Here is an 11572-nt window from a genome sequence, read left to right as displayed (position 1 = left end):
ATCTTATAAGTAGGTGAGCCCATAATATGCAGAATAAAAATTATTCTATGAAAGAAGCAATGATTTTTAGTCAACGAATTGCACAATTAAGCAAAGCATTATGGAAATCGATTGAAAAAGATTGGCAGCAATGGATCAAGCCCTATGATTTAAATATCAATGAGCATCATATTCTTTGGATTGCCTACCATCTTAATGGCTCTTCCATTTCTGATGTTGCAAAATTTGGGGTCATGCATGTTTCTACGGCATTTAACTTTTCAAAAAAATTAGAGGAACGCGGATACTTAACATTTTCCAAAAAAGAAAATGACAAAAGGAATACGTATATAGAGATCACAGCAGAAGGTGAAAAAATCCTTCTTGATTTAATGGAGACATACGACCCAAGCAAGAACTCTGCTTTCTCAGGTGCACTTCCACTGCGTGAACTTTATGGCAAGTTTCCCGATATGATTGAAATGATGGCCATTATCCGTAATATCTACGGTGAAGATTTCATGCAAATCTTTGAACGGTCCTTCGATAATATTGATCAGGAGTTTACTGACGTGGAGGGTAAAATCACAAAAAAAAAGATAGAGAAAGAAACTGAGCCAGTTTAATCTCATACTCTATCCATTTCCCTCATGAATGATACATATAAACCTTGTGAGAGGCATGCATCAACGCATTCCTTTATGGTTATTTTTGAATTGACATTTCTTTCAAATTGATTAAAAAGCGGTCGAAAGTTCATATACCCTTCCGCTTTTTCTATTTCATAGCGTTTGCTCAAGGTATCACATGTTTCCAATAATTCTTCCGCTTCCTTCATGGTGAAATTTTTTTCCACAAATAGATAGTCCAACTTGGCCTCCGGATTGCGTATCAGGTTTAATAAAAGCCGTTGATGAAAACGGAGTATTTCTATTTCTTCATTTATATTTTTCATACATCACTTATCCCCAATCGATCATTCAATTTATCATAAGAAGGCATATGACCCAATTATTGATTTTTCATACTCAGGAATCCGTCAGATCCCTGGTTCAAAACCTAGCCTTTAACGCCCTTAGCTTGCCCACACACTATCTTAAAGTTAATCCAAGAATTTCATTGCTTTTTCCATCCATTCATCGTAATGTATGTAAGTATATTAAAACAGCTTTGGAGGGCTGATTTCGAAATGAATTCGTGGAAAACAATTGACGTGGCAAAACAATATGGCAGTTGCCGTCTGATCTTTTTTGCAGTTTTTACTATATTGTTGTCTTTTGTTCTGATCTATACATTATTAAGTGTCTTTTTAACTCATGTTATTTTGTATGGCGATCAAACAATGGTATTTTTTAGCCTATTGCTCTTATTATATCCTGTTCACAAACTATTACACTATTTACCTTTACGATTATTATGTAAAAAAGTAAAAACTTCTTGGTCCTTGAAGTGGAACCTTGTGCTTACATGCAAAGTCAATGTACATGTTCCGATTCGAAAGCATCTTTATCTTTTGACCCTTGTGCTGCCTTTCGTCATTATGTCTGTCATATTGATTGGCTGTGCCCTTAGTTTTCCACATTACATTCATTATTTCACTATTCTATTATCCCTGCACACCGGATTATGCGTATCGGATTTTATTTATATAAAAAACCTGATTGGTTCCCCAAGGCATTCTTTTATCGAGGAACATCTCGAAGGATACGATATACTTATTCAAAAGTGATTTCTTATTCATTCATAATGATGTCCAATAAGATTTTTATGTATCTTTTTTCATTATAATTTGGTATCGTATTTATACATGAAGTTTTGCAAGGAGGGATTTTAGGTTTTGATCTCGTTCTGGTTTATTATTTTTGCTATTTTGATCCTTTATAATATTAATAGAATGACAAACTCTTTATGCATTCAAAAGGAAATTGCTGAAGACCGGCAGCCTAAAGTATTCAGGACCATTAATGTATTAATTACTATTATGTTATTATCCTCCTATATTGAAATTTTGTATACGTAGAGATGAGCAACAAATGATGGCCATCATTTGTTACATACATTGGTGATATCCGGGGCATTATCCACATAAAGAAAAAGGGCGAAGCAACAGCTTCGCCTTTTGTTTATGAGTTTATAACCAAGAAGCTCCAATGATGACTAACAGGATGAAAAGAACGACAATTAGAGCAAAGCCTCCACCTATTCCTCCAGACATTGATCTTCCTCCTTTCCATTCTTAAGTAATTGTAATTTCATGCACACCCTTAAAATCCGCCAAAAGGAATCCATTCCTTTCTAAGCTTGATATTCGCTTCGTCTTTATGTTGAGCGGCTACCATATCCTATTCAACTCCATGACAAAAGGAGTGGGCTCTTTCCATTATTAATTATGCTGCCGATTAGAAACAGGCTGATCCTACAATTATTAATAATATGAATAACACCACTAACAAAGCGAATCCTCCGTTAAATCCATTACCCATTTTCCTACCCCCTTTTGTTGTCCTCGATTTATCATATGTAATGGTTTATTATGTGGATAGGCGTTCACCCATTTTCGAAAAAATCTTATTCATACACCAATATATTATTTTTTGTAAAGTAACCAGAATATGTTATAGTTAATTTTGTGGAAATACGAAAAATAGCAAATCAGAAACTTAAAACTAGGAGTTGTTTTTATGAAGAAGTGGGCATTATCGATTGCTGTTACTGCAGGGCTGATCGGACTTACAGCATGCAACAGCGACAAGGAAGCAGTCGTGGAAACTAAAGCGGGGGATATAACTAAAGAGGAATTTTACAATGTAATGAAAGACCGTTATGGTGAAACCGTTCTTCAGGAACTTGTTTATGAAAAAGTTCTCTCTGAAAAATATACAGTAACTGATAAAGAAGTTAAAGCTAAAACGGACGAACTTAAAGAGCAAATGGGTGAAAATTTCGAAACAGCCCTGGCCTCTTCCGGATATAAGAGCGAAGATGATCTTAAACGCGCACTTAAAATCGGCATGCTTCAAGAAAAAGCAGCCGTTGCCGATATAAAAGTTAAAGAAGCTGATGTGAAAAAAGCTTATGAAGACTATAAACCACAAATCAAAGCGAGACATATTCTTGTGAAAGACCAAAAAACAGCCAACGAAGTTAAAGCTAAATTGGACAAAGGCGAAGACTTCGCTAAACTTGCAAAAGAATATTCAACAGACACAGGCACAGCTGAAAAAGGCGGCGAGCTAGGCTGGTTCGGACAAGGTGAAATGGTTCCTGCATTTGAAGAACAAGCTTACAAAATGAAGAAAGATGAAATCAGCAAGCCGATTAAATCCGATTATGGCTACCACATCATCCAACTTCTTGATACAAAAGAAAAGAAACCATACAAAGATATGAAAAAAGATCTTGAATATGATTTGAAAGTCGCTCAAATTGACCAAACTAAAGTTCAGGATATATTGAATTCAGAAGTCAAAAAAGCGGACGTGAAGATTAAAGATAAAGATCTGAAAGATGCCATCACTTCTGGTGACGCAACCAAGGCTGAAAAATAATTGGATAGAAAAAAGCGACAGGCCTTAGGCCTGTCGCTTTTTTCTCATCACTCAAGCTATGCTCCCTGATTTATATCCTTTTTACGCCTCTCACGCTCTTCTTCCATACGTTCAATGTACTTCTGACCTTCCTTCTCAATCCATGCATCATCTATCAGGCGTTCCTGCCTAGCTGTCCAAATTGCCATGACTGCACTGACGATTATTCCAATAAACACGAACCAAATCCAAATTGGCATGTCCATTCCCTCCCAAAAAATCTACTATTCATTTACTAGAGAATATGCGTGAACAAAAAAAATATGCTTCTTTCTCCATCGAGAAAGAAACATATTTCATTAAAATGTTGGTTTATAGAATGAACGATTATCGAGCGCAAAGACTCTTTCCGTAAATTCACCCGGTTTCACTTTTTCTAATGCCCGGTCCATCATATTTATCTTGGCATCCATATTATCAATATAATGCAGCACTTCCGCTTCCCTCACCATTGGCGGTTTTGGACTGCCCCATTCCGCTTTACCATGGTGACTTAATATCAAGTGCTTGAGAATCATGATTTCTTCCGCTTCAATGCCCAATTCCTCTGCAGCTTTGCCGACTTCATTTACCATGATGGTGATATGCCCCAACAAGTTCCCCTCCACTGTATAAACAGTCGAAACAGGTCCAGATAGCTCATGTACCTTTCCAAGGTCATGGAGAATGACTCCGGCATACAATAGATCCTTATTGAGGGAAGGATATAGGGTTGAAATGGCCTTAGCCAGCCCTAGCATCGATACAACGTGATAGGCCAGACCCGACATATACTCATGATGGTTCTTGGTGGCAGCAGGAAACGTCAGGAATTCATTCTGATATTTTTTTATAAGATGCCTAGTCACCCTTTGGATATTCGGGTTCCTCATTTCAAAAATGAATTGAGTGATGGTTTCCATCATTTCTTCCTGACTTATAGGGGCCGTTTGAATTAAATCGGCTTTTGTTACCCCATCAGTGTCTGAAGTAATTCTGATATTACGGATTTTCAATTGGCTGCGTCCTCGATAATTCTGGACTTCCCCTTGAACTTTCACCGTAGCTTCCGCACTGTATGTTTTCTCGTCAGCCTCGGAAACATCCCATAACTTTGCCTCGATCTCCCCGGTTTTATCGCACAAAATCAATGTTAAAAATGGCTTTCCATTACTTGCCACCGCTTTTGTACTAGTTTTAATGTACATATATATATCTACTACTTCACCAATTCCGTAGTGTATGATCCCATTTCCCATGCGACTGCCTCCGTTCAATTAAATATCAACATTATAACATACCAATCTCGTTAGTGCGTTTAGTTTTCGTTAATAAGTGTTAGACAATGGACAAGAAAAAGCCTAAGCTGACCGTCTCTTATCACTCCACAAGAAAACCAGGCTTGACCCCAAGCCTGGCTCTCCAATCAAATCTATTTCAACAGTTATTATTCGGACAATACGCACATTTTTCCTGGCCTTCAATTCGGTAATATAAACAGCATGTCACCCGTTTATAAGGATTCATGGACGCAGGAACACTTTTTTCCCCAATGAACCGTTTAAAGGGCGAATGCGTTTCAATATTCAGCCATACTTCATCTTCAAGCAGTATTTCAATGTCCTTTTCAACCCGCATCTTTATATCTGCCTGCTTCAATAACTCACTATACATCCATACCGTATAACTCCAAATATTTTCCCAGAGCACTAGCTTCGATATTTTAGCAGTTCCAGAAAAGAAGCGAATGGCATCGGCACCAAAGCTGCTTAATATGGAATGGAGGGCAGATGTGCTTTCTTTTTCCGTGACATTGCTCCACCTGCAAGTTTTCATCAAAAAACTCGGAAGCCAATGTTCATCTTCTGGATCATCCAAAACTCCAAGTTCCTGAAGTGTGCCTTTCCAGATAAGCCGATGTTTGCTGAACATGTAAAATTGTGCAGTGACAAAAAAAGCATAGCGTCGGAACCACATTGAAATGGCTATCCTTGATGTTTCAGCTCCAGTCCGGGCTTGTGCATACTGAATAAGCTCATCAGCATGATTGAAGGTCTTGGAAACTTTTGCTTCATCTCGAAAGGAAATGCGATATCCCTGCAGCTCTTTTTCAATAGCAGGTGTTAGGTTATGCATGGGCCAGCGCTTTTACCTGACTTCGGGCGTAGCGGCCTTTACCAAATGGGACACACATGGGACTGCCGAAAATCGGATCAAAAGAAATTTGACATTCCATGCAGAATACATGCTGTACCAATTCAGGCGTGATGATATCCTCTGGACGGCCTTGAGCATGTATCGCCCCATCTTTAAGTGCCACCAGATTATCCGCATAACGGCAAGCTAAATTCAAATCATGAAGCACCATCACGATCGTTCGGTTCTCAGACTCATTTAGGTCGAACAATAAGTCCAAAATCTCGATTTGATGGGTCATATCAAGATATGTAGTCGGTTCATCCAATAAAATGACGTCCGTATCCTGAGCCAGCGTCATTGCTATCCATGCCCGTTGCTTCTGGCCTCCCGATAATTCATCGACTGCCTGATCCTTTAAATCGGTCAGGTTCGTCGCTTCAATCGCTTTTTGAACTTTTTCTTCATCTACGGAACTCCACTGTTTCAACCAGCTTTGATAAGGATACCTTCCTTGTTTAACAAGTTGATAGACTGTAAGTCCTTCAGGAGCAACCGGGGATTGTGGAAGAATCGCCATCTTTCTTGCTACATCCTTCGATGACATGGTCGAAATCGCTTTGCCTTCGAGCAAAACTGAGCCGGATTGAGGTTTTAACAATCGGGCAACCGACCTTAGCAGTGTTGATTTCCCACATCCATTAGCACCGATGAATACGGTGATCTCCCCTTTGGGTATTTCTATATTCATATCATTTATAATTAATTTTTCACCATAACCGAGCGATAAAGACTGTGTGTTAATAGCTGGTCGCATTAAAATACTCCCCTTTTAGTCTAATAATACTAGTTTAATGAAAATGATTCTCACTGTCAATCTTTTAAAAAATATAAACCAAAAAATCCATCCATGTCCCATTCCTCTTAAACGATTCATTAAAGTGAATACCCCTTTAAAGATATGAAGTTTCCTTTGGAAACATTAATGTAAAAAAGCACATTATATTAACTTTCCATATCATTTACCACTTTCTGCAGCTTCCGAACTAATCAATAGTCCATTCTCCTCCTCGGCGCAAACCCTATCGGAATTTCCTTTTAGCGGAAAACAAAAAAGCCCTCCATATGGAGAGCCTTTTAACCGACTCGCAGGCGATTTGTACAATATTCCAGAGATTCATCCCTAATGAAGGTAAATAAATCCTGAAACGCGAAAGGAATTAATCCTTCTGCAATATTCCATGCATTGACCTCTATTTGATAAAGGATTTCTGATTTTCCTGTAGTGTATAGCTCCTCACTAAGCACAGCAAGGTCGGAATCCAATGCGTGGCCCAACTCATGTGTGAGGATCACCCATGAATATTCCTCAAGCCTTGCAAGCGAGCCTAAGGAGCGTTCACACTGAATTTTGATATCTCTCTCATATAAAGTGATGCTGTGTCCTTTGGCAGAATATTTTCCCCCAACACATCGTTCACCAGGAAACTCCTTTTCGATTATTAGCTCCAAAGAAGAATCATGGAGGCTTACAAACTCATTCATTTTCAATGACTTCACTCTCTTTATTTATAGTTTATAACCCATTATATTTCGGGATGAACAAATCATTCATATCTTCGCGCAATACGGGGCTGTATAGACGAATAACTTGGTTTTCGTCAAAGTACTCCATTATATATCGGTGACAAGTAAAAAATATAATTTGCCGTTTTTCCGAAACCTTTTCCAATAACTTGAGCATCCGTTTTGTCCTTTCCGCATCAAAATTGACGAAACTATCATCAATGATGAGAGGGAATGAATCATTTTCAAAAGTATGATCAGCAAGTGCGAGCCTTAGGGAAACATAAATTTGCTCTGCTGTCCCGCGGCTGACCTCTTCAACCCTGAAACTCAAACCATCACTGCGCTGTACCCAAATGCCTTCTCCCGACTGATCAAGGATGATTTTATGATAGCTTCCATTCGTTAAAAAGGAAAAATGCCGCTCTGCATCAGCGATGACCTTTGGCAGGCGTTCCCTTTTATATCGGTCCAAGGTTTTATTCAATAAGCTTTTGGCTATTGCCAATTTCGCCCATTCCTTCGCCTCTTCGTTAAATGCAGCTTTTTCTTCATAAAAACGATGAAGTAAGTCATCGTAAATCCCTGAAACTTCAAGCTGTTTTATCTTATGCTTCGCATCCGCCTGTTTCTCTAATAAAAGTGATTTCACCTTTACAAAATCCTTACGTTTTTCTTCTAAATTTTCAAATGTATACGTGTTGATCCCCTGTTTTAAGTAAGTTTGGATTTGTTCAGGCAGCATTCTGGATTGCCCAATTTGAATGGTGATCAAATCAAGCTGTTTTCGTAAAGCAATTTTCTTGTCGGACAATGCAGCGTCTTGCCTGAACTCTTCCTCGTCCTTGACCTTCGCTAACTTAAAAAGCATTTCCATTTCTGAATCAAGATAACCTTTTTCCATCGTCAACTGCTCGATTTCGTTCGTCAAATGACTCCGTTCCTGCATCATTTGTATTAGTTGAACGGAGAATTCAACCGCTTTATTCATTTCTCGTTTCAATAGGCCAATCGCTTCCCGCCATGTGGATGGTTCAAGATCAAGGCAGTGTGCAAAATGAAATAAAGCCTTCGATTTACCCTCAAATTCTGCATGCAGAAAATTGTGCATCTTGATGGCTTCATATTTCCTATCAACGGCTTCCTTCCATTTCTCAAGAAGTTCAAATACAGATTCAAGATTGATTTCCATTCCGGGATAAGACAGGCCCCAACCGCTTAAGATACTTCTCACTTCTTTATCCAGTCGGTCCCTGCTAGCTTCCCAAGCAGCATATTCTTGAATGGTCGATTCAAAAGCTTCCTCCCTTTCTTCATATTTAAACATTTCACTTTCAAACCGCCTTTGAAGACGTTGGTCCATTTCAAGCAACCTACCCATCGACTCTCCATCACTCACTCGATTGGTTTCACTGCCAATTGCAGCCCTTTTCCTTTTCACATCATCCAATTGCCTGATATATCCAGACAATGTATCATCACCTTTAAAGAGATGCCTGGAAACCGCAAACAGAACAGCCATGGCTAGAAGTATAATCCCCAACAAAATCTGTTCACTGAAATAACTTCCGATTGCACCTAAGCAAAGAAGTACTATTAAACTGCCATTCATGATAAGTGAACGCTTGCGATAATGCGCTTCCTTCTTCCTCTGTAAAGCCAATTGCTTTTCAAGCTCGAGTATTTGTTCATCAAGGATAAGGGATTGTGCCGCTTCAAATTCGATGTTATTCTGCTTGTTGTATAAGGACTCCAGCTCGATTCTTTTTTCATCTGGCAGTAACTGGGCCTTTATCTCCTTCAAGCGGGATTCTGTAGTTTCCAGACTATCCTTTTGCAGTCCATATTTCTCGTCAAGCTGTTTTTTATCATTTTGGAGTTGATGCTTTTCCCTCTCGGCCCTTTTCACCTTTTCCTTCATGAATGTACTGATATCCAGTTTTCTTATTTCATCATCAGAAACATCCAAGAATAATTCCTGCTTCACCTTTTCAATATTCTTTTCTTCCAACAGCCTTTCGTGTTCCGCTTTTCTTATATCCAGCTCAAGCTTCTCCAGCAATGTTCCTTGATCGATTGCATGTTCAATCTGCTCTTTATGCTCTTTGATGAACGGATTGATTTCGAGTTCCGTTAGTTTCACCTCAAGTTTTTCCATTTTCTCAGTCAATGCCGCAAGTTGGGCTTTCATGGGCATTCCAACTGCCTGAAACTGTTCAAGTCTTTTTAAGCCATCAACAGGAAAACTTACATCCGGAATTTCACTTATTTCTGTTTCAAGTTCCCGCTGTTCTTCAACCAAGGGTTTAATTCGCAAAAAAGTGCTCAAGTTAACAAGGTTTTCTTCAATCTCTTGAATATCTAATGTGACTTTAGAAAGCTCCTCCTTAAGTTTCGCTTCTTCCTGAAGTAATGCCGTATATGACTGCTGCTCTTCTTCCGATGCTTTCACCTTTTTCTGCAATTCCTTAAGTTCTTTCAATCTCACATTCAGTAAAGGTTTTTGCCCTGAAGGCTTGAATCTTAAATCGAGCTCCTTTTGCAATTTCGTTTCGGCTTCAAGAAGTTTATCATTCCCAATGAGCCCAGCTGAAAGCAGATATTTGCTCATGGTCCCTTCACTTAATGTATGTAATCCCTGCAGACCTTGAAGGTCGAAAGAAAAAATGGCCTGGTAATAGTTTTTATCAACGCCATGGAGAATCTCATTCAATTCTTCCTCGCCGCCGACCCTTCCATCCTCGAAGGTCAATTTTACATCACCAGCAGCCTTTCCCTTCACACGCTCAATGACGATTTCCCCATCACTTTTTGTTATGAGACTGAGCCTCCCCCCATATTTAGCATGCATTTTGGGCTCGTAACGCGGTTCGTTTTGAACCTTTGTCGGAAAACCAAACAGCATACTATGAATGAAGGACATGATAGTTGACTTGCCCGATTCATTTTCCCCAAAGAAAACCTGCAGCTGTCCCAATTCAGGAAAACGCTGATTTTCCAGTTTGCCGTAACCATAAACATGGAGGTCTTTAATAATCAAATCCGTTCCTCCTTCCTACATTCATTGATTCGCTTCAAAAACTTGCAAAAGCCATCTTTCCGCTTCATCCAAAAGTTCCCTCTGCTCTTCCGGCCCTATTGAATCAAGAAACCGTCTTGCACCCGGATGAATATAAAGCGGGGCCAGAGCAGCATCCGTTTCATCAAATTCAGATGCAAGCATCGATACCTCAGACATAAAGGGCAATATTCTGTCATTTGACCTAATCATCGGCATGGACTGGCTGACTTTGATTTTATACACCCAGATAAATGGTTCCCCTTGGTCCTCTTCCTGCAAGATCCGGGTCAATTCTTCAAGATAATCCCCGGAAGGGCCTGCTCCGCCCCCTGCATCCAGCTTCAATTCCAAAAGAAAGTTTCTCCCATCGAAACGCTTCTGTTCAATTACTTCCTTGCATTGCTTGAACAGGGCATCAAATCCACCTTCCGCGGATATTTCAATTGTTTCGCTTTCCCATATCACCTCAGAGGTTTCAATAAAAGAGTGACGCTTCATGTTCCCGTCGACTTCGACCAGCAAGCACCCTTTAATGCCGGACTCCTTTCTGTTCCTGCCTTGAATATTTCCTGGGTATATCACTAGCGGATCTTCTGATACTACCTGATGTTTATGAATATGGCCTAATGCCCAATAATCGAAATCTTTAGCAGCTAGTTCCTTCAATGAAAAAGGGGCGTATGGGCTATGTTCGGAATTGCCTTCCAAATTCCCATGAAGCAGACCTATATGATAATCGGCCCCTTCAGCTTTTATGTAGGTTTCGATCATTCTCTCCCTTACGTGACGGCGTGGATAACTGAATCCATAAAGGTGGACAGTCGTCCCATCGATTTTTTCAAACCGTTTCACTTCGGTTTTCCCTGAAAATACGTGGACATTATCCGGCAGCCCCACAGTAATCCATGAGCCGCCAAGATGATCATGGTTACCATGAATGATATAAGCAGGGATCTGATGCTGCTGGAGTTTTTCCAATTCTTCTCGAAAGCGGACCTGTGTCCGGAGACTCCGATTTTCCCCATCAAATAGATCCCCCGATAACACGATAAAGTCAACCTGATGTGAAATTGCTTCATTAATGATCGTTTTAAAAGCTTTAAACGGACTGTCCCTTAATTCCTTTAATATAGCTGACGGCATATCCTTCAACCCTGAAAAGGGGCTATCCAAATGGAGATCCGCCGCATGAATGAACTTCAAACCGTTCAAAAGTATCACCTCGATTTCTTTCAACATTTAATTCTAACATAAACAGAACATA

Annotated in this window: 14 protein-coding genes; 4 read left to right on the top strand and 10 right to left on the bottom strand. The window is 39.6% G+C overall.

From position 1 onward, the window contains the following. Positions 1 to 26 precede the first annotated feature (26 nt). Positions 27 to 605: an HTH-type transcriptional regulator Hpr gene (locus ACFRAK_RS08475; protein WP_034314691.1), complete on the top strand. Its 579-nt coding sequence runs from the start codon at positions 27 to 29 to the stop codon at positions 603 to 605. A gap of 2 nt (positions 606 to 607) precedes the next feature. On the opposite strand, the gene ACFRAK_RS08470 is transcribed toward ACFRAK_RS08475, so the two are convergent. Then, on the bottom strand, positions 608 to 934 hold the full coding sequence (locus ACFRAK_RS08470; protein ID WP_387596434.1) for a DUF1878 family protein: 327 nt from the start codon (positions 932 to 934) through the stop codon (positions 608 to 610). A gap of 234 nt (positions 935 to 1168) precedes the next feature. Between ACFRAK_RS08470 and ACFRAK_RS08465 the strand changes: the two genes are divergently transcribed. After that, positions 1169 to 1708 (top strand): DUF3267 domain-containing protein, encoded by a 540-nt coding sequence (locus ACFRAK_RS08465; protein ID WP_192203637.1) that lies wholly within the window; start codon positions 1169 to 1171, stop codon positions 1706 to 1708. Between the two features lie 108 nt (positions 1709 to 1816). Beyond that, positions 1817 to 1999: a hypothetical protein gene (locus ACFRAK_RS08460; RefSeq protein ID WP_034314696.1), complete on the top strand. Its 183-nt coding sequence runs from the start codon at positions 1817 to 1819 to the stop codon at positions 1997 to 1999. Between the two features lie 111 nt (positions 2000 to 2110). Here the strand turns inward: ACFRAK_RS08460 and ACFRAK_RS08455 are convergent, their stop codons facing one another. Both ACFRAK_RS08455 and ACFRAK_RS08450 read right to left on the bottom strand, forming a co-directional pair. Continuing rightward, positions 2111 to 2194, bottom strand: a complete 84-nt coding sequence (locus ACFRAK_RS08455) for a YjcZ family sporulation protein (protein WP_034314699.1) — start codon at positions 2192 to 2194, stop codon at positions 2111 to 2113. A gap of 184 nt (positions 2195 to 2378) precedes the next feature. Beyond that, entirely contained in the window at positions 2379 to 2462 is an 84-nt protein-coding gene (locus ACFRAK_RS08450) for a YjcZ family sporulation protein (protein ID WP_141242671.1), read from the bottom strand. Positions 2463 to 2660: 198 nt separating this feature from the next. Between ACFRAK_RS08450 and ACFRAK_RS08445 the strand changes: the two genes are divergently transcribed. Further along, the gene (locus ACFRAK_RS08445) at positions 2661 to 3527 is read left to right on the top strand and encodes a peptidylprolyl isomerase (protein ID WP_192203636.1); all 867 of its coding nucleotides are present in this window, start codon (positions 2661 to 2663) and stop codon (positions 3525 to 3527) included. 56 nt (positions 3528 to 3583) lie between these two features. On the opposite strand, the gene ACFRAK_RS08440 is transcribed toward ACFRAK_RS08445, so the two are convergent. The 7 genes from ACFRAK_RS08440 to ACFRAK_RS08410 form a co-directional block, all read right to left on the bottom strand. Beyond that, the gene (locus tag ACFRAK_RS08440) at positions 3584 to 3766 is read right to left on the bottom strand and encodes a sporulation YhaL family protein (protein ID WP_370662518.1); all 183 of its coding nucleotides are present in this window, start codon (positions 3764 to 3766) and stop codon (positions 3584 to 3586) included. 99 nt (positions 3767 to 3865) lie between these two features. Next, positions 3866 to 4804, bottom strand: coding sequence for a 3'-5' exoribonuclease YhaM (yhaM, locus tag ACFRAK_RS08435; RefSeq protein ID WP_192203634.1), 939 nt, complete (start codon positions 4802 to 4804; stop codon positions 3866 to 3868). A 178-nt stretch (positions 4805 to 4982) separates the two neighbouring features. Then, positions 4983 to 5681: a (2Fe-2S)-binding protein gene (locus ACFRAK_RS08430; protein WP_394571586.1), complete on the bottom strand. Its 699-nt coding sequence runs from the start codon at positions 5679 to 5681 to the stop codon at positions 4983 to 4985. Next, a complete protein-coding gene (locus ACFRAK_RS08425) occupies positions 5674 to 6498 on the bottom strand; it encodes an ABC transporter ATP-binding protein (protein ID WP_260284553.1) in 825 nt (274 codons plus the stop codon). The genes ACFRAK_RS08430 and ACFRAK_RS08425 overlap by 8 nt, the downstream gene beginning before the upstream one ends. Positions 6499 to 6818: 320 nt before the next feature. After that, a complete protein-coding gene (locus tag ACFRAK_RS08420) occupies positions 6819 to 7226 on the bottom strand; it encodes a hypothetical protein (RefSeq protein ID WP_387596441.1) in 408 nt (135 codons plus the stop codon). Positions 7227 to 7257: 31 nt separating this feature from the next. Next, positions 7258 to 10287 (bottom strand): ATP-binding protein, encoded by a 3030-nt coding sequence (locus ACFRAK_RS08415; RefSeq protein ID WP_394571585.1) that lies wholly within the window; start codon positions 10285 to 10287, stop codon positions 7258 to 7260. A 21-nt stretch (positions 10288 to 10308) separates the two neighbouring features. Then, positions 10309 to 11520: a metallophosphoesterase family protein gene (locus ACFRAK_RS08410; RefSeq protein ID WP_394571584.1), complete on the bottom strand. Its 1212-nt coding sequence runs from the start codon at positions 11518 to 11520 to the stop codon at positions 10309 to 10311. Positions 11521 to 11572 lie beyond the last annotated feature (52 nt).

The organism is Peribacillus sp. NPDC056705 (genome assembly GCF_043656335.1).
The sequence above is the reverse complement of the archived record's forward strand: the minus strand, read 5'-3'. Positions and strand labels throughout refer to the sequence as shown.